The sequence below is a fragment of the Deltaproteobacteria bacterium genome, from assembly GCA_016874775.1.
Classification (GTDB): domain Bacteria; phylum Desulfobacterota; class Binatia; order Bin18; family Bin18; genus VGTJ01.
In genome coordinates this window covers 27518-52672 of record VGTJ01000006.1, presented here as the reverse complement: position 1 = coordinate 52672, position 25155 = coordinate 27518, and the positions used below count along the sequence as shown (strand labels likewise).

The 25155-nt window shown below is 53.6% G+C and carries 20 protein-coding genes and 2 pseudogenes; 14 read left to right on the top strand and 8 right to left on the bottom strand.

The annotated features are described in order from the left end of the window. Window positions 1–5: 5 nt before the first annotated feature. From FJ147_01715 to FJ147_01705, 3 genes are all read left to right on the top strand, one after another. Window positions 6–308 (top strand): urease subunit gamma, encoded by a 303-nt coding sequence (locus FJ147_01715; GenBank protein MBM4254594.1) that lies wholly within the window; start codon window positions 6–8, stop codon window positions 306–308. Window positions 309–590: 282 nt separating this feature from the next. After that, window positions 591–2309, top strand: coding sequence for an urease subunit alpha (gene ureC, locus FJ147_01710; GenBank protein ID MBM4254593.1), 1719 nt, complete (start codon window positions 591–593; stop codon window positions 2307–2309). Beyond that, window positions 2242–2559, top strand: coding sequence for a DUF2934 domain-containing protein (locus FJ147_01705; GenBank protein ID MBM4254592.1), 318 nt, complete (start codon window positions 2242–2244; stop codon window positions 2557–2559). Before ureC ends, FJ147_01705 begins: the two co-directional genes overlap by 68 nt. 62 nt (window positions 2560–2621) lie before the next feature. On the opposite strand, the gene FJ147_01700 is transcribed toward FJ147_01705, so the two are convergent. After that, on the bottom strand, window positions 2622–3341 hold the full coding sequence (locus FJ147_01700; GenBank protein ID MBM4254591.1) for a hypothetical protein: 720 nt from the start codon (window positions 3339–3341) through the stop codon (window positions 2622–2624). Between the two features lie 499 nt (window positions 3342–3840). Here FJ147_01700 and FJ147_01695 point away from each other — a divergent pair. The 6 genes and pseudogenes from FJ147_01695 to FJ147_01670 all read left to right on the top strand — a co-directional run bounded on the left by FJ147_01695 (window position 3841) and on the right by FJ147_01670 (window position 12407). Further along, a pseudogene (locus FJ147_01695) lies at window positions 3841–7157 on the top strand (transglutaminase family protein). Between the two features lie 52 nt (window positions 7158–7209). Further along, window positions 7210–9681, top strand: coding sequence for a hypothetical protein (locus FJ147_01690; protein ID MBM4254590.1), 2472 nt, complete (start codon window positions 7210–7212; stop codon window positions 9679–9681). Then, window positions 9681–10574, top strand: a complete 894-nt coding sequence (locus FJ147_01685; GenBank protein ID MBM4254589.1) for a transglutaminase family protein — start codon at window positions 9681–9683, stop codon at window positions 10572–10574. Before FJ147_01690 ends, FJ147_01685 begins: the two co-directional genes overlap by 1 nt. Before the next feature lie 75 nt (window positions 10575–10649). Continuing rightward, window positions 10650–10946 carry a hypothetical protein gene (locus FJ147_01680; GenBank protein MBM4254588.1) on the top strand — a complete coding sequence of 99 codons (297 nt, stop codon included), beginning with the start codon at window positions 10650–10652 and terminating at the stop codon, window positions 10944–10946. Further along, complete coding sequence (locus tag FJ147_01675; GenBank protein MBM4254587.1) at window positions 10943–11263, top strand: type II toxin-antitoxin system RelE/ParE family toxin; 321 nt, start codon at window positions 10943–10945, stop codon at window positions 11261–11263. The genes FJ147_01680 and FJ147_01675 overlap by 4 nt, the downstream gene beginning before the upstream one ends. A gap of 85 nt (window positions 11264–11348) precedes the next feature. Continuing rightward, the gene (locus FJ147_01670) at window positions 11349–12407 is read left to right on the top strand and encodes a hypothetical protein (protein MBM4254586.1); all 1059 of its coding nucleotides are present in this window, start codon (window positions 11349–11351) and stop codon (window positions 12405–12407) included. A 236-nt stretch (window positions 12408–12643) separates the two neighbouring features. Here FJ147_01670 and FJ147_01665 read toward each other — a convergent pair whose 3' ends face one another. Continuing rightward, entirely contained in the window at window positions 12644–14773 is a 2130-nt protein-coding gene (locus FJ147_01665; protein MBM4254585.1) for a response regulator, read from the bottom strand. A 485-nt stretch (window positions 14774–15258) separates the two neighbouring features. Here FJ147_01665 and FJ147_01660 point away from each other — a divergent pair, with 485 nt between their 5' ends. The 5 genes and pseudogenes from FJ147_01660 (at window position 15259) to FJ147_01640 (ending at window position 19960) form a co-directional block, all read left to right on the top strand. Beyond that, window positions 15259–16695 carry a circularly permuted type 2 ATP-grasp protein gene (locus FJ147_01660; GenBank protein MBM4254584.1) on the top strand — a complete coding sequence of 479 codons (1437 nt, stop codon included), beginning with the start codon at window positions 15259–15261 and terminating at the stop codon, window positions 16693–16695. 7 nt (window positions 16696–16702) lie between these two features. Further along, on the top strand, window positions 16703–17695 hold the full coding sequence (locus FJ147_01655) for an alpha-E domain-containing protein (protein MBM4254583.1): 993 nt from the start codon (window positions 16703–16705) through the stop codon (window positions 17693–17695). Window positions 17696–17899: 204 nt separating this feature from the next. Continuing rightward, the gene (locus FJ147_01650) at window positions 17900–18727 is read left to right on the top strand and encodes a peptidase (GenBank protein MBM4254582.1); all 828 of its coding nucleotides are present in this window, start codon (window positions 17900–17902) and stop codon (window positions 18725–18727) included. A gap of 69 nt (window positions 18728–18796) precedes the next feature. Further along, window positions 18797–19159: pseudogene (locus tag FJ147_01645) on the top strand (four helix bundle protein). A 6-nt stretch (window positions 19160–19165) separates the two neighbouring features. Beyond that, window positions 19166–19960, top strand: a complete 795-nt coding sequence (locus tag FJ147_01640) for a ubiquinone/menaquinone biosynthesis methyltransferase (GenBank protein MBM4254581.1) — start codon at window positions 19166–19168, stop codon at window positions 19958–19960. Window positions 19961–19988: 28 nt separating this feature from the next. Here FJ147_01640 and FJ147_01635 read toward each other — a convergent pair whose 3' ends face one another. From FJ147_01635 to FJ147_01610, 6 genes are read right to left on the bottom strand one after another with little or no spacing between them, the layout of a single operon-like run. After that, complete coding sequence (locus FJ147_01635; GenBank protein ID MBM4254580.1) at window positions 19989–20231, bottom strand: hypothetical protein; 243 nt, start codon at window positions 20229–20231, stop codon at window positions 19989–19991. A 28-nt stretch (window positions 20232–20259) separates the two neighbouring features. Then, window positions 20260–20499 (bottom strand): hypothetical protein, encoded by a 240-nt coding sequence (locus FJ147_01630; protein ID MBM4254579.1) that lies wholly within the window; start codon window positions 20497–20499, stop codon window positions 20260–20262. Then, window positions 20496–21044: a ubiquinol-cytochrome c reductase iron-sulfur subunit gene (locus FJ147_01625; GenBank protein ID MBM4254578.1), complete on the bottom strand. Its 549-nt coding sequence runs from the start codon at window positions 21042–21044 to the stop codon at window positions 20496–20498. The genes FJ147_01630 and FJ147_01625 overlap by 4 nt, the downstream gene beginning before the upstream one ends. A 12-nt stretch (window positions 21045–21056) precedes the next feature. Further along, window positions 21057–21656 (bottom strand): 4Fe-4S dicluster domain-containing protein, encoded by a 600-nt coding sequence (locus tag FJ147_01620; GenBank protein MBM4254577.1) that lies wholly within the window; start codon window positions 21654–21656, stop codon window positions 21057–21059. A gap of 7 nt (window positions 21657–21663) precedes the next feature. After that, entirely contained in the window at window positions 21664–23913 is a 2250-nt protein-coding gene (locus FJ147_01615; GenBank protein ID MBM4254576.1) for a molybdopterin oxidoreductase family protein, read from the bottom strand. Between the two features lie 15 nt (window positions 23914–23928). Then, a complete protein-coding gene (locus tag FJ147_01610; GenBank protein ID MBM4254575.1) occupies window positions 23929–25152 on the bottom strand; it encodes an MFS transporter in 1224 nt (407 codons plus the stop codon). Window positions 25153–25155 lie beyond the last annotated feature (3 nt).

Below are 25155 nucleotides of genomic sequence, written 5' to 3'. Positions count from 1 at the left end.
TGATTATGCATTTAACACCTCATGAACAAGAAAAGTTGATGATCTATGTCGCAGCCATGGTCGCCCGTGACCGTCGTGCGCGTGGACTCAAGCTCAATTATCCCGAAGCCATGGCACTGATCACGGCTGAAATTCTCGAAGGCATACGAGACGGCAAGTCGGTGGCTGAACTGATGTCCTACGGCGCGACCATTCTGACCCGAGCCGATGTGATGGAAGGGGTCGCTGATATGATCGAGTTAGTGCAGGTCGAAGGGACATTTCCTGATGGCACGAAGTTGGTCAGCGTGCATCAACCGATACGATAACTACAATGAGGGTCAAGGGCGAAAAGGGGAAAAGGTGGAAGCTGCGATAGAGGGTTCCTTCTCCCTCAGGGAGAAGGTCAGGATGAGGGGGTCTTAATTGTCGATTGTCGATTGCGGAACAAGAAAAGTGACAGGTTCGATCGTTGTTCCCTTAATCCGCAATTCGCATTCGTCAATCCGCAATTCCTTATCCCCTCACCCCCGTATCAAGTACGGGCAGGCTCTAGCCCTCTCCCTGAGGGAGAGGGAATTTTTGAAGCGTGTTACCTATGAGGAGAATGTATGAGCCGCGAAATCCCTCGTCGCCAATATGCCGAAATGTTTGGCCCCACTGTCGGTGATCGTCTGCGTCTCGCTGATACTGACTTGCTCATTCAGATCGAAAAAGATTTCACGGTTTATGGCGATGAAGTCAAATTTGGTGGCGGTAAAGTCATTCGCGATGGCATGGGTCAATCAGCGGTTCATACCTCTGCCCAGGGAACGCCGGATCTCGTCATTACTAACGTCGTCGTTATTGATCATTGGGGCGTTGTCAAAGCCGATGTTGGCATTAAGAACGGACGCATCTGTGGCATTGGCAAAGCTGGGAATCCATTGCTGATGGATGGGGTCACGCCGGAGTTGATCATAGGCCCAGGGACCGAGATTCTCGCTGGCGAAGGCAAGATCCTCACTGCTGGTGGGGTAGACTCGCATATTCACTTTATTTGTCCGCAGCAGATTACCGAAGCGTTGGCGTCGGGCATTACCACCATGATTGGTGGTGGTACAGGCCCCGCAACCGGCACCAATGCCACGACTTGTACGCCGGGACCATGGAACCTGGCGCGCATGTTAGAAGCGGTGGAAGCGTATCCGCTCAACTTCGGGTTTCTCGGCAAAGGCAATGCTTCGCGACCAGAGGCGTTGCGTGAGCAAATTGAAGCAGGCGCGATTGGCCTCAAGCTGCATGAAGACTGGGGCTCGACGCCAGCAGCGATTGATTGTGCGCTTTCGGTAGCTGACGAATATGACGTGCAAGTTGCGATTCACACCGACACGATCAACGAAGCTGGTTTTGTCGAAGCTACTATCGCTGCGATCAAAGGGCGAACAATTCACACCTATCACACTGAGGGTGCGGGCGGTGGTCATGCACCGGACATTATCAAAGTGTGTGGACTGCCGAATGTGCTGCCCTCGTCTACCAACCCAACTCGCCCGTTTACGGTCAATACGATTGACGAACATCTCGACATGCTCATGGTCTGTCATCACCTCGATCCAGGCGTACCTGAAGATGTTGCCTTCGCCGAATCTCGTATTCGACCCTCGACGATTGCGGCAGAGGATATTCTCCACGATCTTGGTGCCATCAGCATGATGTCATCGGACTCACAAGCGATGGGTCGCGTCGGCGAAGTGATTCTGCGTACCTGGCAGACCGCGCACAAGATGCGCGTCCAGCGTGGACGACTCACAGAAGAGCACGGCGAGAACGACAACTTCCGCGTGAAACGCTACATCGCCAAATACACAATCAACCCTGCTCTCACTCATGGTGTTGCCGCGCATGTTGGATCGATCGAGATCGGTAAACTTGCGGATCTGGTCTTGTGGAGTCCCGCGTTCTTTGGTGTCAAACCTGACCTGATTCTCAAAGGTGGGTTTATTGCCTGGGCGGCGATGGGTGATCCCAACGCGTCAATTCCGACGCCACAGCCGGTCTTTGGTCGACCGATGTTTGGTCATTATGGCCGTGCACGAACATCACTCTCATTGAGTTTTGTTTCACAAGCCGCAGCGACAAGTGGTATTGGCCAGCGATTAGGCTTGGCAAAAACGATTGTGCCAGTTGAAGGCTGCCGAACGATCAGTAAAGCGGACCTCGTGCATAATCAGGCTTTGCCGCAGATTGAGGTCGACCCGGAAACGCATACGGTAAAAGCGGATGGACAGATTCTCACCTGCGAACCAATCGCAGTCTTGCCGCTCGCGCAACGCTATTTCCTCTTTTAGCAGCATGGAGGCAACAATGCGTAAATCGAAAGCAGTCGAAGCTCAACCCCAGAACACCGAAGTGTTAACCGACCAGATTGCTCGCAAGGCCTACGAGTTGTACGAACAGCGTGGCAGAAGCCATGGACAGGATTTTGATGATTGGCTGACGGCTGAGCAGATTATTCAAGAAGAGGTTGCCTCAGCGAGCTCCCCGCCGAAGACCAAAGGAAAGGTTGTCTCGCTGCGGCGGAAGAAAGCGGACAGTTGAGTATCTTTGCCTTTCTTTTCCCTGGCTTTCCGTTCATCGTTCATCATTCATCATTCATCGTTTCAATGCTTTGCCAACGTTTCTGCCACTGCTCGGTATACATCACGATTGACGATCAAGCTGAGATGACCCCCAGTGACGCTGATATTGCTGCCGTCGGTGATTTCCGAGGCTTGCCACGCGATGACCTCATCTTCCGTGGAATAGATTGAGGTCATCGCTACTGCTGTCGGAAGGGTATCAAAAGCCGTGGTGGCAAAATGACAGGTACAGTTGGTGCTGCCACACGAACGGAACTCGCTGTTACCACGCTGACGGAGTGGGGCAAGCAGTTGAAAAGCCGACTGAACCGCAGGATGCACGTGGTCTGGATTGCTCATGTTGAATGGAGAGCCAAGCGCAATAACCTGACACACGGCGGTGGGGAAATTCACCCCCAGGAAACGTGCCAGCAACCCACCGAGACTATGACCAATGACGGCGAGTGGCCCTTCGGTTTCGTTGGTCAACTGCTCTAAGCGCCATTGCAGTTTCATGGCAGTAGCATTGGGACAATCGACGTTCCAGTCGATGCCTGAGAAGTAGGTGCGATAGCCGAGGCGACCAAGCCATCCAGCCATGCGAGTGAGACTCCAATCGCCAGCGAGAAAACCTGGAATCAATAACACCGCTTGTCCGTTGCCTTTGGGAAGTCCGTTATCACCACGATACGCAGGATCACGCAACAACCGCGCAATTTGGTACAGATACTCAGGATACGCTGTTGCTAAAGAACCGTTCATGCGTGAGCCTCCCTCGATAGCGCTCTGTCTTGCTCTTGCAGATGGCTATGTCCCATGCACTGGCTGAAGGGTGAGCAAATGGGGTGCCATCTGTTGCGATGGAAAAGTACAACAGAGATACCTTCTCTAGGTGAAGACGAGAGGAGACTAGGGAGCGTCATTCCCGCGAAAGCGGGAATCCAGGGGAGATAACTACCGGCTTCTACTTGAGGATCCTGGATGCCCGCCTGCGCGGGCATGACGAAAAGAGGAAACTCAGTGTAGGAACCCCCAAAAGTAATCGACTCGTGTTGGTTGTTGAAACTGCCACCATCCTGCTGTCACAGCAACACCTGTGCCCGAACAACAGGCAGGACCTTACGGGATCGGAACGAGACAACAGCGAAAAGGGGAAAAGATGACAGCAAGAATAGAGAGAGGTCACGGAACATATCTTGCGTACGTATGCCACGCTTCATAGTGTCCGTACTGTAAAGATTACTGGGAAGGAAAACCGACTATGGCAATCCACGTCGCATTGCATCACGTGACTCAGTACCGTTACGATCGACTGGTTGCGCTCTCCCCGCATCTGGTTCGTCTGCGCCCGGCGCCGCATTGTCGTACGCCGGTTACTGCCTATTCTTTGCAGGTTACTCCAGCCCAGCACTTCATCAATTGGCAGCAAGACCCGTTCGGAAATTTTCTTGCCCATTTTGTCTTTCCTGAGAAGACGCGCGCATTCACCATCGAGGTTGACCTGGTGGCTGAGATGACGGTGATTAATCCCTTCGATTTTTTCCTTGCCCAGTATGCCGAGCGTGTGCCTTTTCAGTACGAGCCGCAACTGGAAAAAGAGTTGGGGCCGTACTTGGAGATTAAAGAGCGCGGGCCAAGACTGATGGAGTGGATTGTCAGCGTCGATCGGTCTCCGCAGTCCACAGTAGGATTTTTGGTTGCCCTCAATGATCGTTTGCAACAGGAGATCGAATACATCATTCGCATGGAACCAGGCGTGCAAACCTGTGAGGAAACGTTGTCACTGCGCAAAGGGTCGTGTCGCGATTCTGGCTGGCTGCTGGTGCAGATCCTGCGTCACCTCGGGTTCGCGGCCCGCTTTGTCTCTGGCTATTTGATTCAATTGCAACCGGATATGAAGCCACTCGATGGCCCTGCTGGTGCAGTTGCTGACTTTACCGATTTGCATGCCTGGGCTGAGGTGTTCGTTCCTGGTGCTGGCTGGGGCTCGATCCCACCTCAGGATTGTTCGCCGGAGAAGGTCACCTTCCGTTAGCCTGTACGCCGGACCCAATTAGTGCAGCACCTGTGACTGGAGCAACTGATGAGTGTGAAGTGCAGTTTCACTTTGATATGCAGCTCACGCGTTTGCACGAAGCTCCGCGTGTGACCAAACCGTATACGGAACAGCAGTGGCAGGATATTGTCGCGCTTGGACATGCTGTAGATGATGAACTCACCGAGGGTGACGTGCGTCTCACAATGGGTGGCGAACCGACCTTCGTTTCTATCGACGATATGGACGGCGCGGAATGGACCACTGCAGCGCTTGGTCCGCATAAACGCCAACTGGCTACGGCACTGTTGCAGCGGCTGAAGGATCGCTTTGCGCCGGGCGGTGTGCTGCACCATGGGCAAGGGAAATGGTATCCGGGCGAACCCCTACCGCGCTGGGCGTTATACTGCTTCTGGCGTGAGGATGGTGAACCGGTGTGGCGTAATCCGACGCTGCTGGCCGAGGAAAGTACGAAATCTACGTTTACTGTCAAACAGGCCCAGCAGTTTGTCCGTGCGTTAGCCCAGCGTCTTGGAGTGCCGCCAGCGTACGCGCTGCCTGGCTACGAAGATGTCGCATACTATCTGTGGAAAGAGGGGACGCTACCGGACAATATCGATCCTCTCCAATATGACGTGGCTGATGCTGCCGAACGTCGTCGTCTCGCGACGATTTTGCACCGCGGGTTAGGTGAGGTTGTGGGATATGTTTTGCCGCTCAAATGGCAGGGCGAAGCGCGTGATGGTAGTTGGCACAGTAAGGCGTGGACGTTTCGTCGTGAGCATCTCTTCTTGTTACCTGGTGATTCGCCCATGGGCTATCGCTTGCCATTGGATTCCTTACCGTGGGCGGAGCCATCAACACGCGATCTTGAACCTGAGCATTCCCCCTTTGCACCGCGGACTGCCTTACAAGATATTCACGGTGAGGTCGCACGACGCTACGCCATCTTCTCACGTGCTGATTTCGTTCATCATGACGGCATTCACGAGCAAGTACTGGAGACCCGCACCGAGAAGGATGTCAATCAAACCGTGCGCACCGCCCTGTGTGTCGAACCGCGTGATGGCCGCTTATATATCTTCCTCCCACCGCTACGTTTCTTGGAGCATTACCTTGACCTGACCTCGTCGATTGAATCCACCGCAGCAGAGCTAAACTGTCCGGTCTTTCTTGAAAGCTATCCTCCGCCAGCAGATTGGCGACTGAAGCACTTTTCTGTCACTCCCGACCCAGGTGTCATTGAGGTCAATATTCATTCCGCACATACGTGGACGGAAGTCGTTGAACACATGACAGTTCTGCACGAAGAAGCACGCTTGTCGCGCCTAGGTACAGAGAAATTCATGATCGATGGACGCCACACTGGCACTGGTGGTGGCAATCACATGACGTTAGGTGGGGCGACTCCGGCCGATAGTCCGTTTTTACGACGGCCAGATTTATTGCAAAGTCTGCTGACCTATTGGCAGCATCATCCCAGTCTCTCGTATTTCTTTTCCGGTTTGTTCATTGGGCCTACCAGTCAAGCACCGCGTGTCGACGAAGCCCGTCATGAAAGTCTGTACGAACTCGAACTCGCCTTTCGCCAAACTCCACGCGGCGAAGCGCTGGCACCGTGGTTAGTCGATCGCTTGTTCCGCAATTTATTGGTTGACGTGACCGGCAACACTCATCGCGCGGAGTTCTGTATTGATAAACTCTATTCACCAGAAACCTCCAGCGGGCGTTTAGGGCTGGTGGAAATGCGTGCGTTTGAGATGCCACCGCATGTACGGATGAGCGTCGTACAGATGCTGCTGGTGCGTGCGATAGTCACACGTTTCTGGCAGACACCGTATCAGCATCCACTTGTTCGTTGGGGGACGGCTCTGCAGGATCGCTTCATGCTGCCGCATTTTCTCTGGCAAGATCTGCGCGCGGTCGTCAACGAGATGCAACAGGCTGGCTATCCTATTGCGCTCGAATGGTTCGCGCCGTTCTTTGAGTTTCGCTTTCCTCACTATGGCGAGATTCAAGTACAAGATATGCGTCTAGAGTTGCGCATGGCGGTTGAACCGTGGCACGTGCTTGGCGAAGAGGCTGGTGCTGGTGGAACAACTCGTTATGTCGATTCGTCACTGGAGCGGCTGCAAGTGAAAGTGACCGGCATGACTGGTACACGACATATTGTGACATGTAACGGACGGCGTATACCACTGCGAGCAACTGGCACGCATGGAGAATATGTCGCTGGCGTGCGCTACAAAGCGTGGCAATTGCCGTCTGGCTTGCATCCAACCCTGCCAGTGCATAGTCCGCTGGTCTTTGATATCGTTGACTCATGGATTGGACATTCGCTTGGTGGTTGTACTTACCACGTCGCACACCCTGGTGGTCGCAATTATGTGACCTTTCCCGTCAATGCCAACGAAGCCGAGGCACGACGCTTAGCCCGTTTCTGGCCACACGGACATACACCTGGGCCAATGCAGCCGCCAGCAGCGGAACCGCACGGCGAGTTTCCGCATACCCTCGATCTGCGGTATCACTATGAGTGCTGATCTGTCGCAGAGTAACGGGCATGCTGCCGGCCTGTCGAGGTACACTCCATTGATGAGTTCCTATGATGAGATGTCCTCCATGACCGGTGAAGTGCGCCCACACTGGGATTATCTGATGCAGTCCATGGAGAAGCTCGGTACCCAGGAACTCCTCCGTCGCCAGGTTGAGGCTCAACGTCTGCTCCGAGAGAATGGTGTTACGTACACTGTCTATGACGACCCGCGCGGCATGACTCGTCCGTGGGAATTTGATCTTGTCCCGCTGCTGGTGACGAGTCAGGAATGGAGCACGATCGAACGGGGGCTGATCCAGCGTGCCGAATTGCTCAACCTCATTCTGGCGGACTTGTATGGTCCCCGCACGTTGATCGCGCGTGGCTTATTGCCGCCAGAAATCGTCTATGCTCATCCAGGCTTTCTCTTGCCGTGCAGTGGCGTGCGACCCGCAGGAAATTCTTATTTACCGTTGTACGCTGCCGACCTTGGCCGTGCACCAGATGGCAGCATCTGGGTCATGGGTGATCGTACGCAAGCGCCTTCTGGTTCTGGCTATGCGCTGGAAAACCGCATTGTCTTGTCGCGCGTGATTCCGAGCCTCTACCGTGACTCGCACGTACATCGACTCGCACTCTTTTTCCGTGCGCTGCGCACGACGCTTGGTGAGCTGGCTCCACAACGGCGAGACAATCCGCGCATCGTCTTGTTAACTCCTGGGCCAGGAAACGAGGCCTACTTTGAGCATGCCTATCTCGCGAACTATCTCGGGTTCCTGTTGGTGCAAGGTGGTGACCTCACGGTTCGTGATGGTCGCGTGTGGCTCAGTACGGTTGACGGACTACAGCCGGTCGATGTGATCTTACGTCGTGTCGACGACACCTTCTGTGATCCTCTAGAACTCCGTGCCGATTCCTTGTTGGGTGTACCGGGGTTGCTGCAGGCCACACGCCTCGGGCATGTGGCCATCGTGAACCCCTTGGGGAGCGGTGTGCTAGAGAACCCTGCGCTGATGGCGTTTCTGCCTAGTCTGTCACGTCATTTGTTAGGGCAAGACTTGCGTTTACCGTCAGTGGCGACCTGGTGGTGTGGGAGCGAAAAGGAGCGAACATACGTTTTAGAAAATCTGCAGCGGCTGGTGATTAAGCCGATTTTTCCGCATGCCACTACCGCGGCGGTCTTTGGTGAATACGTGAGCTCAGCAGAACGCCAACGCCTGGCTGAACAGATCAACGCCAAGCCACATTTGTTTGTTGGCCAAGAGCGCGTGGCGCTATCGACCACGCCAGTCCTGTCCGAGCAGGCATTAGCGCCACGGGCAATGGTGCTGCGTGCCTTCTTGACTGCTTACAACGATGCGTATGTCGCCATGCCTGGGGGGCTGACGCGTGTTGCTCCCAGTGCGGGGAGCTGGATTGTCTCGAATCAGCAAGGTGGCATTAGCAAAGACACATGGATCCTGGCGTCAGAGCCAGAGCGTGAGATCAGTTTGTTACCGACATCGGCTACCGTTGATGTCAGCCGCTCGCGCGGGGAGGTGCCTGGTCGGGTTGCCGATAATCTCTTTTGGTTAGGTCGCTATGCAGAACGCGCAGAAGGGACCGCGCGGATCCTGCGCGCTATTTTTCAGCGCGTGGTTGAAGCCAGTACGTTTCCTGATGATGCGCTCTTACCGATCTTGCTGCGCATGTTGACGCATGTGACCACGACCTATCCGGGTTTCATCGGCGAGGGTGCAGACAAACGTCTGGCTGATCCGGAAGAGGAATTGCTCGATATTATTCACAACGGGCGTCGACCTGGGAGCATCCAATATACGCTGCAAAATTTGACTCTGGCGGCCCGTTCCGTGCGCGATCGTCTTTCTGATGATTGCTGGCGTGTGGTGAACAACCTCGCTCATGTGTTTGCTGAGCCACCGCAATATGTGAGCGGAGCGATGACGGGGTTAGAGCAAGTGATCTTCGGACTGGCTGCGCTGACAGGCTTAACCACTGAACGGATGAATCGCGGCTATGGCTGGCGCTTTCTCGATATGGGTCGCCGTCTAGAACGAGCGACGTTTGGTCTCGGCTTACTGCGTCCGGTTTGTTTTGCGGTTGAGGATTCCGAGACTACCTTATGGGAAACGCTGTTGACCATGACCGATAACGTAGTGACGTATCGACGGCGCTATCGTGCGGCGCCGCAAGTCGCGCCAGTACTCGATCTGCTGTTGTTAGACGAAGGCGCGCCACGTTCGGTGGTGTATCAAATTGTGCGCTTGCAAGAGCACGTGACCTCACTGCCGCAGAAAACTATTTTGTCGCAACGCAGTCGTGAAGAACGACTGGTGCTCGAAACCCTCACCCTGCTACGTCTGGCAGAAGTCGATCCCCTCTTAACCGTGCCTGAGGGGAAGGAAGAGCGCGAAGGGTTGGATCAACTCCTGACACGCCTTGGACAGTTACTGCGTTCGCTGTCTGATGCGATCACGGAAAGTTATTTTCGTCAGAGCGAACTGCCACATCAGCTTGTGGACATACAGTGATGCGTTATCGGGTGAACCACACCACGCGGTATCAGTATAGTGAGGCAATCTCGCTCTGTCACAACGAAGCGCGCCTGTTTCCGCGCAGCTTGACGAGCCAGCGCTGCATTGACGCTGGGATTGACGTGGCGCCACAACCTAAGGTCTATCACGAGCGCAACGATGCCTTTGGTAATCGCGTCGCGTATTTTTCCATTGAACAGTCACATACGGTGTTACAAGTGACGGCGCACAGTGAAGTCGAACTCTTGCCACTGACGCCTCCGCAGCTTGAACACTCGCCAACATGGGAAGAGGCGCAGAAGTCCCTGCATGGCGAAACCAGCCGTGATGTCTTAGACGCGCGACAGTTTCAGCTTGATTCTCCGCTGATTCGTAGCGATGCTGAATTTGTTCGCTACGCAGTTGAGTCGTTTCCCTCGCATCGCCCGTTTTTGTCCGCCGTGCACGATCTCATGCAGCGGATTTTTACTGAGTTTACCTATGACGCAGGTTTTACCACGGTGGCGACACCAGTGCGTGATGTGTTAGCGCATAAGCGCGGTGTCTGTCAGGACTTCGCCCATTTTGCCATCGCCTGCCTACGCTCACTTGGCTTCGCTGCACGCTATGCCAGTGGCTATTTAGAGACCCGTCCACCAGAGGGACAAAAGGAACTGATCGGTGCCACTGCATCGCATGCCTGGGTGTCGGTGTACTGCCCTGAACTTGGCTGGGTCGATTTTGATCCGACCAACAATCTCATTCCTGCTGATCAGCATATCGTCGTCGCCTGGGGGCGTGACTACAGTGACGTCACGCCTCTTAAAGGCACCATCCTTGGTGGGGTGCAGCATGAGTTGCAAGTGAATGTGGCGGTGACGCGGGTTGAGGGTGTTGTTACTCGGTCGTAGGACGTCAGGTGTTCGCCTTTGAAACACGCGTTATGATTTATTGTGAATAATTCATATCTTTGTTATGCTTGAACCATGCCAACCGAATTGACTGATGCTAAAATTCTCAGCGTTCCGATCCCACGTACACTGGAAGCCTTTGTCAAGAAGCGAGTAGTCTCGCAAGGATTTCATACTGTCAGTGAATATGTCCGGGCGCTCATTCGTGCCGATCAAGAGCATGCTGCTCGACAACGACTCGAAGCGAAGCTACTGGAAGCGGTGGAACGTGGTGACTATCGAGATGTCACCCCAGATTTCTGGGCACGACTAGAAACGTTAGCCCGAGGAAAGTCGACACCTCCGCGCAAACGTAAGCGTGAAAAACCGTGACCTTGCGTGTCCAGATCGAGCGAGCCGCAGAGACCGACATGGCTGAGATCGTGACGTATCTCCAGGAGCAGCAGCCAGCGACAGCGCTACGGTTTGTTCGGGATATCCGCAAGGCGTTTACGTTCCTGGCCGAGCATCCAGAGGCTGGACGTAAGTATGAGACAACGCACCCCCTCTTACAAAATTTACGGATCTGGCGCGTGAAGGGATTTGAGAGATATTTGATTTTCTACAGGGTAGGGCAAGCGTCTCTCTTGATAGAGCGTGTTCTGTACGGCGGACGCGATCTTGAAGGCATATTGGCGGGAGAGGAGTAAAAAAAAGAAACACACGCCACAAAGTAAATTGATCGAGTAGCAGAATAAAAATATAGCCAACTCCCTTTTGCACGAGAGTTTGTCCATGCGTACCTTTCGCTGCCTTTGCGATAACCCCTTGTTCTTCGACAACAGCTTCTGTTTGCGATGCAGTCGCGACGTTGGATTTTGTCCGGTATGTCGCCTTCTTGTTCCATTGCTTCCGACCGCCACCAATAGTTTTTCCTGCGGCAATCCGACATGTGCAGCACCACTTGTGAAGTGTTACAACTATGTCACGTACAATATCTGCAACTGGTGCGTCTCTGGTGCAGGGCAAGACGCCAGCTCTTCTGGAGCGGCTCCGTTGTGTGAGCGTTGCCGGTTGACGCGGACGATTCCTGACTTGAGCGTGCCTGGAAATCGGGAGAAGTGGTACCGCTTAGAGGTCGCGAAGCGTCGCTTGTTGTATGACTTAGATCTGCTCCAGCTCCCTTACAGCAATGAGATCCACGGCGTGTGGCCGCCGCTGTACTTTGACTTCAAGGCAGATATTATGCTGGCCAACGAACATTGGCAGTCGATCGGCATCAAAGAAGAGGTCTACACTGGCCATGTGAATGGCGTCATCACTATTAACATTCGTGAGGCGGATGACGTCGAACGCGAACGATTAAGAGTCGCCTTTGGCGAAGCCCAGCGCACCTTGCTTGGCCATTTTCGCCATGAGATTGGCCATTATTATTGGGAGGTGCTGGTCAAATACCAACGCGATGTCGCCTTTGCCCAGATTTTCGGTGATCCGCTGAATCCCAGCTATCAGGACGCGGCCAATAGGTATTACAACGCGCCACCGCCTAACCATTGGCAGTCACACTTCGTGAGCGCCTACGCAACTATGCATCCGTGGGAAGATTTTGCTGAAACCTTTGCGGTTTACGTCGATATCGTCAGCCTGCTCGATACGGCCTATCACGTGAACATTGCCAGGGAGCAACTCCCACTACACGATCTTGAGGCGATGGTCACGCGCTATCAGGAACTCGGGGTTGCGCTCAATGAGTTGAATCGTAGTAAAGGCACTATGGATGTCGCGCCGGAGGTGGTTTCGCCTGGAGTCAAGGAGAAGTTGCGTTTTATTCATGGGTTGATGAGACGCAGTTAGATCCGCACTTGCTAGCAGGTACGCCATTAGGTTCCTTCTCCCTCAGGGAGAAGGTCAGGATGAGGGGGCCCTAATTGTCGATTGTGGATTGTCGATTGCGGAATAAGAAAAATGACAGGCTCGATCGTCGCTGCCCTAATCCACAATTCGCATTCGTCAATCCGCAATTTCTTATCCCCTCACCCTAGCCCTCTCCCGGTGGGAGAGGGAATTTCGTGTGGTATTGCCTAAACTTCTCATGCTTCTACTGCCTCCCGATACTCTGCCAATGCCCGTGTAAGATGAGCGATCTCACGATCCAGCTCCGCGCATGCTATTTCGGCTTGCCCCAGATTCCCCTCTTGCCCGAGCGCTTCTAACTTGAGTACGGCCTCACATGCGGCATACGCGCCAAAGCTACTGACTGCACCTTTCATGGAATGTGCGATTTGTTGAAGCATCTGTCCGTCACCTCGGGCAATCGAGTCGCGCATGGCGGCCAACAATTCTGGTGATTCGACTAAAAACAAGCCGACAACTTCTCGTAACAGTGCGTGATCTCCTTCAACATGCGCGAGAGCTGTGTCTTGGTCAAAGACAACTTCCGACAGCTCGCGTGTCGCCTCATGCCTACTGCCCTCCTCATCTCCTTGATACGTACCAGTGTACGAACACAATCGCTCAATCACGGCAAACAGTTGGTGCGCTTGCAACGGTTTGGAGAGATACGCATCCATGCCTGCAGCCAGGCAGCGCTCTTGGTCGCCACGCATCGCATGCGCCGTGAGTGCGACAATCGGCAAGTGCTTGTTGGTCGATTCTTCCTGCTGGCGAATCGCCTTCGTCGTTGCGAAGCCATCCATTACCGGCATCTGCACATCCATCAACACCAAAGCAAAGGTCTCTTTCGCCAGCATGGCCAGTGCTTCCTTGCCGTTGTTGGCGACAACGACGGAGTGGCCACGTTTTTTCAGTAACAAGACCGCCAGGCGTTGATTGACCGGGTTGTCTTCGACTACGAGAATATGCAGTGGCTGGGAAGCTATGCTGGGTTTTGCTGTCACTTGTACAGGTTGTGATGTCTCACCATCACGCACACCAAGACACGCGGTGAAATGAAATGTACTGCCCTGGTTGATTGCACTTTCGACCCAGATCGTTCCGCCCATCATCGCGACAAGTTGTGAGTAGATTGCTAATCCCAATCCAGTACCACCAAACTCTCGGGTGGTCGAACCGTCAGCTTGCGTGAAGGGATCGAAAATCAGCTTCTGCTTCTCTGGGGCGATGCCTATGCCAGTATCGGTGACAGCGAAATGCAAACACAGCTCATCCTTGAGTTGCCACTCTACTGAGACGTTTATCGTTACTTCACCGGCGTGGGTAAACTTAATGGCGTTGCTGACCAGGTTGACCACAACCTGACGCAAACGTCCTGGATCACCGAACAATGTCTCTGGCACATCCGGGGCAATATGACAGTCGAGTTTCAACCCTTGGTTCTGGGCGCGCAGCGTTAGCGCTTTGATCGCCATCGCCAGGTCGTCGCGCAAGGAGAAATTGACCGGATCAAGCGTGAGTTTTCCTGCTTCAATCTTGGAGAAATCAAGAATGTCGTTGACCAAATCCAATAACGACAGCGAGGAGTCTTTGACAATGGTGAGATATTCACGTTGCTCTGATGTCAGGTGGGTATCGAGGGCTAAGTCGGTCATGCCAATGATGCCATTCAACGGCGTACGCAACTCATGGCTCATGTTAGCGAGAAATTCACTCTTGGCTTTGGTCGCTTCCTCAGCCGCGAGCTTTGCTTTGTGCAGCTCTTCCTCAGCGTGTTTCCGCTCGGTGATGTCTTCGACAATGCCTTCGTAATAGAGAAGGATGCCGCTGGCATCACGAACCGCGCGGGCAGTTTCCGTGATCCAGATCACCTTGCCGTCGCGCCGATAGACCCGAGATTCAAAGCCAGTCACCGTATTCTGCGCGTGCAGAAGGCGGGTAAATTCCTCGCGCCGTGATGGATCGACATATAATTGCCCGCTAATGTCGGTCAAACTCGCCATCAGTTCTTCTGGTGTTTCATAGCCATAAATCGAAGCCAGAGCTGGATTAACGCTGAGATATTGGCCTTCTGGCGTAGTTTGAAAGATACCATCGACCGCGTGTTCGAAAATGCTGCGATATTTCGCTTCAGCGGCACGCAGGTCTTTTTCTGCGCGTTTGCGTTCGTAGACCTCCTGTGCCAGCTTTGAATTGGTGTGTTCTAGTTCAGCCGTCCATTGTCGCAGTTCTTCAGTCCGCGAAAGTCGTTGTTGTTGCAGCTTCGCGAATCCACGCGCGAGCCAATCAATACCGTGCCGGATCACCGGAATGAATGAATCTTTCATCCTCGACTCCAGATTGAAAATTTACACAAGTCCACGCAGTGTTGCTCAAGCAACAACCCTGTATGCAATCCTGCTGTTTCTCTGGGCAGTCTTCTGTCGATAATGGTTGCGCTGGCATCATCCCCCGAAAAAGCTCCTGGTAATTCAAGGCGTTATCAACCGACAACAACCTGGTTGGAAAAACGTAATGTTGTGCTGCGAGATCGTAGCAATTTGAGGCCCACTGTTTTTGTTCACAAGTGGTCACGTGCGATGGGCCTACGCTACGCCACCTGCATAAAGACGCGGCACTCTGTGGTGAAGATTTAAGCGGGATCAACGCGCATTAATGAGCTCTGCAGGGGGACTCTTGCTGAAGGCCCTGGTTTTTCTTAGCTTTTGGTCATAGCAACAGGTGATCGTTCCACCGCACGCTCCGAATTGCTGTTGGTACGATCTATGCGTTCTCCTTTTGGGATTTTGCGGTTTACACAGAGGGAGTCGTTATGGTCACGTTTGCCGGGTACGACACTGGGGATTTTTATGACGAAATGTTTGCAGAGAACGGCCAACCTCGGGCTGGGGCACGTCTGCTCCAACAGCGTATTGATTCCCTCACTAAGGGCGAGTTGATACAGCGGCAGCAAGCGGCTGAACGTGCGCTGTTGCACCGGGGGATCACCTTCAATGTCTACGGAGATAATTCCGGGACAGAACGTATCTTTCCCTTTGATATCGTGCCGCGCATTATCGAGGCGGCAGAATGGGAACGCCTGGAGCGTGGCCTCAAGCAGCGCGTCTATGCGCTGAATCTGTTCATCAACGACATTTATCACGAGCAGAAAGTACTCAAGGATAAAATCATTCCTGAGGAGATCGTCTATTCCGCCCGGTCGTTCCGCCAGGCCTGTATTGGACTCCAGCCACCACGAGGGGTCTGGTGCCATATTACTGGGACTGATCTGGTGCGTGATCGTGATGGGCAGATGTATGTGTTGGAGGATAACCTGCGCTGTCCGTCTGGGGTGTCATACGTGTTGGAGAGTCGGCAGATTCTCAAGCGCACGTTTCCGCAGGTGTTCGGAGCTTCTCGTGTTCGCCCAGTGGACGATTACCCCAGTCACTTGCTGACGATGCTGCAAGCCCTAGCGGCTGACTACCTCCAGTCGCCAACAGTAGCTGTGCTCAGTCCTGGCATTTACAACTCGGCGTACTTCGAGCACTCGTTCTTAGCCCAACAAATGGGTGTGGAACTCGTTGAAGGTCGCGACCTGGTTGTATCGGATGGTCTAGTGAAAATGCGCACGACCAAAGGCTTGCAACAAGTTGATGTTTTGTATCGTCGCATTGATGATGATTTTCTTGATCCGCTGACGTTCCGACCTGACTCGATGCTGGGTGTGCCTGGATTGATGGAGGTATACAAAGCTGGGCGCGTTGCCTTAGCCAATGCGCCAGGAACGGGCATTGCCGATGATAAAGTGATGTACGCCTACGTTCCCAAGATCATTAAGTACTATCTTGGTGAAGAGAGTATCATTCCTAATGTGCCGACGTATGTCTGTTGGGACGACAAAGAACGGACGTATGTGCTGGAGCACCTCGACAAGCTGGTGGTCAAAGCCGCCAACGAATCTGGTGGCTATGGTATGTTAGTCGGTCCGCACTCTACTCCTGACGCCCGTGCGCAGTTTGCTGAACTGATCCGTGCCAATCCCCGCAATTATATTGCCCAGCCGACCTTGTCGTTATCGCGCGTGCCGGTGATTGTCGATGACCATTTCGAGGGGCGACACGTCGATCTGCGACCGTACATTCTCTATGGCTCGGATATTTATGTGCTCCCTGGTGGGCTGACGCGCGTCGCGCTCAGAAAGGGATCACTGGTGGTGAATTCCTCCCAAGGTGGGGGCAGTAAAGATACCTGGGTACTGTACAACTGAGGAATCTATGTTATCGCGTGTTGCTGATAGTCTCTACTGGCTGAGTCGCTACATTGAACGGGCCGAGAATGTCGCCCGCTTCATTGATGTCAACCTGCACTTGATGTTAGATTTGCCTGAGGGGGCGAGCGAGCAATGGAAGCCATTGGTCATTACCACTGGTGATGATGAGCTGTTTGCCGAACGGCATAAGGAAGCGACCCGAGAAAACGTCGTGCAATTTTTGACGTTTGATCGTGAGAACCCGAACTCAATCTTGTCGTGCCTGCGCGCGGCGCGTGAGAATGCCCGCTCGGTGCGAGAAATCATTTCCTCGTCGATGTGGGAACAGGTGAATATGTTTTACCTGATGATGCGCGACCCTGAGGCGATCACGCGCGTGCGGGAAGCGCCATACGAGTTCTTCCGCGAGGTACGGATGGCCAGCCATCTGTTTGAAGGGCTGACGAATGCAACCATGTCACATGGCGAAGGCTGGCATTTCTGCCGTATGGGGCAATTGTTAGAGCGAGCGGATAAAACCTCACGTATGGTTGATGTGAAGTACTTTCTTTTGCTGCCGTCGGTTGCTGATGTCGGGACACCGTTCGATGACATTCAGTGGGCGGCAGTGTTACGTTCGATGAGCGCGTTGGAAATGTATCGCAAGCGCTATCATGATTTGAGCCCAGATCGCATCGCTGAGTTCCTTTTGCTTGATCGCGAATTTCCCCGCTCACTCCATTACTGTCTGACCAAAGCAGACGAGTCACTCCATGCGGTGTCGAGTACACCGATCGGCGCCTTTTGTAATCCGGCTGAACAGCTTCTTGGCCAACTACGAGCGGAGTTAGCGTATGCCCGAGTTGAGAACATCATGCGTACTGGCCTCCACGAATTCCTCGATGCCTTTCAGACCAAGCTCAATCTGGTTGGCGATAGCATCTTCGCGACCTTCTTTGCTTTGCAACCGATCGGCGGAGCTGTTACGGTGGGGTCGCAAAATCAACGGCAGATGTGAGTAGATTAACGAAGAGAGCAATTGCGATTGTCCCTTCCCCGGTTCCCAGCACTCGACCCTCACCCTATCCCTCTCCCTGCCAGGGAGAGGGCAGTGCGAGCGCAGCGAGTACGGGTGAGGGCAATAACTACGGCACGGTAACGGCAATCCGCTGTATGGGAAAAGCTCCAGACTGCCAATCTTGGAGCAGAGGTATTGTTCGCTATGACCTATTGCATTGGCATCCGCGTGAATGCTGGGATGGTCTTCCTGTCTGACTCGCGTACGAACGCGGGCTTGGATCAGATCAGCACGTTTCGGAAGATGATGATCTACGAGAAGCCAGGTGACCGTTTCATCGTCATGCTGTCGGCTGGCAATCTGTCAGTGTCGCAGTCGATACGCGAATTGCTACAAGTCGAGGCGCTCTCGCGTGGTTCTGAAACAGAACCGCTGACGATCTGGAATGCGACCAACATGTTTGACGTTGCGCGTGTGCTCGGTGCCACCGTGCGGCGGGTGCAGCACGATGATGGTGAGGCGCTGCAGACCGCTGGTATTGAATTTAACGCTTCACTGATCATCGGCGGCCAGATCAAAGGCGAGGCCATGCGCATGTTCCTCGTCTATTCGGCGGGCAATTTTATCGAAGCGACACGTGAGACCTGTTTCTTTCAGATTGGCGAATCGAAGTATGGCAAGCCGGTCCTTGATCGGCTGATCGCACCGAGCACTCCGTTGGACACAGCCGCCAAGTGTGCTCTGGTGTCGATGGATTCGACGCTGAAATCGAACCTTACTGTAGGCTTGCCACTCGACCTGCTCGTCTACCGTGAAGGGGAATTGCGCAGTGATCAGGTCGTCTGCATTGATGACAGCAACCCGTACTTTCACATGATCCGTAGCACCTGGGGCCAGCGCTTGCGGGAAGTGTTCGATGGTCTCGAAGATCCCCACTGGGATGACAGTGATACTCCGTATCCCTTACGAGTTCCATCTGCGCGGTACGAGCCGATGCGCAAGATTGCCACGCCGAGTGAGAAGATCGTGTAAACAATTGCGGATCGGCGATTGCGGATTGCGGATTGGGAAGACAATGAAAAAAATAGATAGAAGGGGATGATGAATGCCAGCGAGATGCAGAAACGCACGAGGGCTTTCGCGCTGTAGATTATTCAGCTTGTAGAAAAGTTACCAAGAAGTAGAACTGCCGACGTAAGTGGGCGACAATTACTTCGTTGTGGAACTTCAGTTGGGGCAAACTACCGAGCTGCATGTCGAGCTAGATCTGCGGCTGAGTTTATTGCAAAGATGGGGATCGTCGAAGAAGAAGCAGATGAGTCAGGCTATTGGCTCGACCTTTTAGTTGAAACAGGAATTCTCGGCAAAAAAGAAGTAGGAGAACTACTGATCGAGGCTAACCAACTCGTTGCTATTACCGTAACCTCGATAAAAACTGCAAGGAAGAATAAGGTCAGCAACTAACAACTCATGTCTAAGCAACAACCCACAGAAGTTGGCCCACAATCCACGATCCACACTCCGCAATCTGTTCCAGAGAGTCCGCAATCCGCAATCCGCAATCTGCAATTACCAGGAGCTCTTCCTTCTACTGACGACAAGGCGGTGTACGTACGGACGATGTTCGACCGCATCGCGCCGCGCTACGATGCGCTCAATCGTCTATTTTCGTTTCAACTCGACCAGCGCTGGCGACGACAGACGATTCGTACCGTTGCGATAACTTCACAAGATGTTGTTGTCGATCTCGCTTGTGGGACTGGAGATCTCAGTGAACTGGCTGCACAAACCGGTGCTCGGGTGATCGGCGTGGATTTCGCTGGCAATATGCTGGTGGGTGCACGACGACGAGGAATCAAGGCTTCGTTTGTTCAAGCTGATGCTGGCTGCGTTCCCTTGCCAGATGCATCGACGACAGTCGTGCTATCAGGCTTTGCGTTGCGCAACTTTGTATCGATTCCCGTCGCGCTGGCTGAGGCTGCGCGCATACTGAAGCCCGACGGCAGAATGGCACTGCTCGAAGTCGATACTCCTGCCAATGTCGTCTTGCGTTGGGGCCATCAGTTTTACTTTAACCGTGTGGTGCCGTTTGTCGGCGGGCTTCTCTCGGACCGTCAGGCGTATGCATACTTACCGAAGTCAGTGTCCTATCTCCCCAGTCCGTCTGAATTTCGCGCCATGATTGAGCAGGCTGGGTTTCAGCAGGTGGTGCGTCATCCGCTTTCTGGGGGAATCGCGCAATTGATTGTGGCGCAGCGCAGGTAGGTAGCGTGCGCTGTGCGCACGAAGTTCGTTACCGCTCCTGTGCTTGTTGCTTTGCTAGTGCTGCATTACGCCATACGTCACTGCTGCCGCTGGAGTGGCACGTTGGGCAGGCCTCTTCAGTGCTGTTCACGTAGCCGCGACCATCGCAGGTGCGACAGATACCGCTCAGTGTGTACATACGGAGATAAAAGTCTGAGATGTCGTGGACACCACTAAAGAAGGTCTTGATCTGGTCGACGATGTGTTCACGTTGAAATGCGTTCTTTTGCATGGATCACCCTCCTGAAGTCTTTTTGTTCTTATCGGCTGAAGTCGCCAATTCTACGATGGAGGAGTGTCCACAATTGCCAGTTTCCGGCGGTGCACATGAAAGAAAGAACCGTTGCCAGTAAGGAAAAATGCCCATCCCCACCTAAAGAGATATGCGTGACCTCGATAAAGAGCCAAATTTGTAAGCACAGCAAAACAATCATTGAAAGTGCAGTTAGAGAAAAGACGTTATTCCGTTGCTGATAGCCCGTGGTCGGCAGGGTGCTCATACGTGGACTCCAGTCGCCCACACTTCGTGGCCTTTCACATTGAGTAGGATGCGCGGAAGCGGCCGTTGCGGTGGGCCACCAAGCACACGTCCGTCATCGACCGCAAACCGCCCAGCATGACACGGGCAGAAAAATTCGTTCTTTTGCGCTTGATAAATCACGGGGCACGAAAGATGAGTGCACTTCTGACTGTAGGCGACGAACTGATTCTCTGCGAGACGAATGAGCAGGCACGGGTCATGGGCAGTTGGATAGGAGAACAGCTTCGCACTTGCGATCGGTACATCATTCACTGTAGCGATCAATGCGGGAGTAAACTGCGCAGTTGATCGCCGCTGAAACCAGTTGACGAGCCCAAGGAGGCCAGTGCTCGCTAGAAGCGTGGTCGAAAGTAGCAAGACGAACGACATGAAGTTACGGCGTGTAACGGTTTGTTCGTCTTCCCAGGGAATGGGAAAAGCTGGGGGGTGGGGGTTCGGGGTTAGGGGTTGGTTTGTCATGTTTGATGCAACCGGAGATGATAAAGTATGGGAGTGTGTATCCATTGTCTTTTTCTACTAAATCCCAGAGCCTTTTTCCTGCCAACCCCTAATCCCCAGCATGAAGCTTGCCACATCGATGTCCAACTCTTCAGCCCCATTCCCGACCATCATGTTGACTTTAGTCTTGACCACGCGACGGCCAAAGGTGAAAGAGTTGATTGGTGTTTCTCGGCGGCTCTTTTCGATTGTCTCGCGTGGACCATAATAGAGCGCGCCGCTCGGACAAACAGTTGCGCACATTGGCGCGAGCCCAACCGACGTACGATCGTAACACATGTCGCATTTCATCATCTGATCTTGCGCGGGTAGGTAGCGCGGTACACCAAACGGACAAGACAACACACAGTTCGAGCAGCCAATGCAGCGCGGCTTTAGCGCGGATTGCACTATGCCTTCGGCGGTCTGTTTGATCGCATCAGCCGGACACACTTTCGCGCAGGTCGGATCCTCGCAATGCATGCAGACGGTTGGTGTCGTTTGCGGTGAACTCGAACGATCAACAAAGTCGAGGTGAATCATCGACAATCCGCGATGACTTTCGCACTCCGCGCAGGCATGAAAACAGGCCTGACAGCCAATACAGCGCGAGGGATCAACAAAGAATTCCATGGTCATGAGATAATCACCCTTTCCCTAACCCTCTCCCATCGAGGGAGAGGGTATTATCCGTCTTTGCCAATCCGCAATCCGCAATCCGCATTCCGAAATCTACTCTGTTGATCCGTACCGCACACACCTTAAACTCAGGAATCTTAGAGATCGGATCAAGAACACGATTAGTGACACGGTTGGCTGAGCGAGCACCTGGCCAGTGATAAGGAATGAAAATCGTGTCTGGCCGAATAGTCTTCACTACCAGTGCAGGCAAATACAGTTCGCCACGGCGGCTTTCGACATGGACAGTATCACCAGATTTGATACCGATTTTCTGCGCCAACATTGGATGAATCTCCACTTGCGGAGATGGATACTGATCCACCAATGGGCCAATCCGTCGCGTCTGGGTGCCACTGAGATACTGCGAGACAACGCGACCGCTGGTCATGAGGATCGGATACTCCGCGTCGATGTCTTCGGCAGGTGGACGATACTGGATGGCGTGAAATCGTGCTTTGCCATCAGGATGGGCGAACTTGCCACCTTCAAACAAGCGTGGCGTGCCAGGATGTTGTGGGTTCGGACAAGGCCAGAAGACGCCTTTATTGTCCTCAATGCGTTTGTAGGTGATCCCTGCGTAATCAATCGGTCCACCGGCAGACGCGCGCGTCAATTCACTGAACAGGTCTTCAGCTTTGTGATACGGAAAGAATGATTTTTTGCCTAAGCGATGGGCGATATCGATAATGATCTCCCAATCGACCCGAGCATTGGCTGGTGGCTTAACTGATTGCCGTAAGCGAATGACACGCCCTTCACCGTTGGTGACCGTGCCTTCGTCTTCTTCTTGCAGTGAACCAGCGAGGACAACATCCGCATGCCGCGCGGTTTCCGACATGAAAGGTTCGATTGCCGCGTAGAACTCCAGTTTTTCTAAAGCCGCCTTGGTGAGACTCGCGTTCGGTAGCGACACCAGCGGATTAAAAGAGATCGACAACAGTCCTTTGATTTTGCCTTCGTTGATGGCGTCGAAGATCTCGACTGCCGTGAGTCCTTTCTGCGGCAGCTCAGCTTCTTCGATCCCCCAGAAGGTAGCAATCTCCTGGCGGTGATGCAGGTTCTCGATGTCACGTCCACCAGGAAGCTGGTTGCAACGCTGGCCGTGTTCGCGTCCACCTTGGCCATTGCCTTGGCCGGTAATGGTGCCATATCCGCAGCCTGGGCGACCGATACGTCCACTGGCTAACACCAAGTTAATGCAGGAAAGGACATTCTCGACACCCTTGGTGTGATGTTCGATACCGCGTGCATGGAGCAACATCGACGTCGGCGCCTCGCCCCACATCTCGGCGGCCTTGATGATATTCGCGGCTGGTACACCAGCGATCTCGGCAGTGTATTGCGGAGTGTAGGCAGCGACCGTTTCTTGGACCTTATCAAAGTCCACTGTATGTTCAGCAATAAACTGATGAGCGAGCCAATCGCGTTCGATCATGACATGGAGGATGCCGTTCATCAGTGCGCTGTCGCGTCCAGGGCGGACTGGTAAGAACAGATCCGCTGTTCGTGCGATCGGTGTCATGCGCGGGTCAATAACAATCAGTTTTGCTCCATTATCACGCGCACGCCAGAGATAATTAGTGAGAATCGGAAAGCATTCGCCAACGTTACTGCCAGTGACGATAATGCATTTCGCGAGTGGAATATCGCTCCACGGATTCGCTGCCCGATCGATACCGAAGGCCATCTTGTTGCCTGCGCCGGCCGAGACCATACACAACCGACCATTGTAGTCGATATTGGCAGTGCCTAACGCGACGCGGGCAAACTTGCCCATCAGATAGGCTTTTTCATTGGTCAGCGACGCACCACCGAGCAGAGCAAAGGCGTCTTTGCCATACTGCTGCTGAATGCGGTGCATGTTGTCGACCACTTTGGTTAGCACCTCGTCCCACTCCGCTTCACGAAAACCATCTGCGGTGCGGACGAGCGGAGCGAGCAAGCGATCAGGATGATTATTCTGCAGGTAGCGCTTGACCCCTTTCGGGCACAGCTTGCCTTGATTGACCGGAAAATCAGACCACGGCTCAAAGCCCACGACTTTTTCATCGCGCACTTTGAGTTGGATGCCACACTGCACTCCGCAAAAGCAGCAATGCGTCTTCACTAATCGGTCTGGCGTGGTGCTAACTTGCCAGCCACCGGCGGGTTCGTAATTGAGGTGGGGACCGTAGCGGTCGATGAATGCCTCTTCTGAGAGTGGGAGCTGTGCCATCTCTTTTTACTTTCTTTACGCTGCTGGAGTATCCACGTGGGAATCGGTAGCAGAACGAATGGGGGAATGGGTGAGTGGGGGAATGGGTGAAAGAAGTTCTTCTCTATTTTCTCTCCCGTTCTCCCACTCTCCGTTTCTCCCATTCAGCGCTGCTTCAATTCCTACCCACTGCATCTTAACTGCAGTCATCGTCTTGCCCTGGTTGAGCGCGAGCAACCGTCGCCGACACGGTGGACACACCTCCTGATAGTGCGACACCGGTCCGTCGAGCTGCGCATCCATTCCAAGTTCAGCAAAAACTTGCTTAAGATCGTCAACATGCATTTGCGAAGCGAAGGCTTCCCCGCAGCGTCCACAGTGCGCCTGTGCACCCATTTGCCCAGCGTGTTTGTACAGCCCGACCCCAATGTGAGCTGGCCGTTGGAAGATGTGGAATAACTTACCGAAGGGTAATGAGAGTAAGAGGATAATCACTGAGGCTGCGTGGGTTGCCGCGATAAACGGAAATCCCCGACCATTCATGAAATGCGCACTGATGGTGAGCCCGAGGCCACTGGCCGCAACCACCAAGAGGAGAAGAAGAGGAGCGATGTCGTTGCTGAAACGCTGGAGCGCAATTGCACCGCCGTCAGTCAGACGACGATAGAGTGCCATCAACACGCCGACCAGCATGATGACGGCGGCAATGTTGAGCATGTTGAAGGTAATAAATCCGATCAGTGAATGAATGGAAAACTCTTGTACTTTCATGCCGAAGAACACGACGTGATATTTATTCAGATCATCGGCAGGGGTTTCGAAATGCACCCACCCGAACACCAACGGGAAGGTGAGGGCGAAGGCGAGCATCCCACCCCACGACAAACACAAATGCATGATCCAACGATAGCGGCTGCGTTGCGCGATGAACTTTTGCGCGCCGACGCTATTGAACAGTAACTTGCCAATCTGCAGGCTATTTTTGATGCCACCGGCGCGGAACAGACGCCAGTTCTGTTGCCAGTAGCGTTGAGTCGGTGGACGTCGCAGCCATAAGACAATGCGATAGGTACTGGCGGCGAAAGCGAAGACTGAGGCGATTGCGTAGTGCAGCAGCATCCAGTCGAAATGTCGAAGCCACTGCGAGCCGATGGCGATAAACAGTGTGACGAGTCCGCCCACGATCAGCGCCGCAGTACAGGCCGCACGGTCGAGCGCTAGGGTGGAGAAGATGTCCGTAGTTGATTTCCGCGCATTCATAAA

Coding starts and splice junctions, on each gene's coding strand:
- FJ147_01715 (MBM4254594.1), top strand. CDS start 6: ATGCATTTAACACCTCATGAACAAGAAAAGTTGATGATCTATGTCGCA.
- ureC (MBM4254593.1), top strand. CDS start 591: ATGAGCCGCGAAATCCCTCGTCGCCAATATGCCGAAATGTTTGGCCCC.
- FJ147_01705 (MBM4254592.1), top strand. CDS start 2,242: ATGGACAGATTCTCACCTGCGAACCAATCGCAGTCTTGCCGCTCGCGC.
- FJ147_01700 (MBM4254591.1), bottom strand. CDS start 3,341: ATGAACGGTTCTTTAGCAACAGCGTATCCTGAGTATCTGTACCAAATT.
- FJ147_01690 (MBM4254590.1), top strand. CDS start 7,210: ATGAGTTCCTATGATGAGATGTCCTCCATGACCGGTGAAGTGCGCCCA.
- FJ147_01685 (MBM4254589.1), top strand. CDS start 9,681: ATGCGTTATCGGGTGAACCACACCACGCGGTATCAGTATAGTGAGGCA.
- FJ147_01680 (MBM4254588.1), top strand. CDS start 10,650: ATGCCAACCGAATTGACTGATGCTAAAATTCTCAGCGTTCCGATCCCA.
- FJ147_01670 (MBM4254586.1), top strand. CDS start 11,349: ATGCGTACCTTTCGCTGCCTTTGCGATAACCCCTTGTTCTTCGACAAC.
- FJ147_01665 (MBM4254585.1), bottom strand. CDS start 14,773: ATGAAAGATTCATTCATTCCGGTGATCCGGCACGGTATTGATTGGCTC.
- FJ147_01660 (MBM4254584.1), top strand. CDS start 15,259: ATGGTCACGTTTGCCGGGTACGACACTGGGGATTTTTATGACGAAATG.
- FJ147_01655 (MBM4254583.1), top strand. CDS start 16,703: ATGTTATCGCGTGTTGCTGATAGTCTCTACTGGCTGAGTCGCTACATT.
- FJ147_01650 (MBM4254582.1), top strand. CDS start 17,900: ATGACCTATTGCATTGGCATCCGCGTGAATGCTGGGATGGTCTTCCTG.
- FJ147_01640 (MBM4254581.1), top strand. CDS start 19,166: ATGTCTAAGCAACAACCCACAGAAGTTGGCCCACAATCCACGATCCAC.
- FJ147_01635 (MBM4254580.1), bottom strand. CDS start 20,231: ATGCAAAAGAACGCATTTCAACGTGAACACATCGTCGACCAGATCAAG.
- FJ147_01630 (MBM4254579.1), bottom strand. CDS start 20,499: ATGAGCACCCTGCCGACCACGGGCTATCAGCAACGGAATAACGTCTTT.
- FJ147_01625 (MBM4254578.1), bottom strand. CDS start 21,044: ATGGATACACACTCCCATACTTTATCATCTCCGGTTGCATCAAACATG.
- FJ147_01620 (MBM4254577.1), bottom strand. CDS start 21,656: ATGACCATGGAATTCTTTGTTGATCCCTCGCGCTGTATTGGCTGTCAG.
- FJ147_01615 (MBM4254576.1), bottom strand. CDS start 23,913: ATGGCACAGCTCCCACTCTCAGAAGAGGCATTCATCGACCGCTACGGT.
- FJ147_01610 (MBM4254575.1), bottom strand. CDS start 25,152: ATGAATGCGCGGAAATCAACTACGGACATCTTCTCCACCCTAGCGCTC.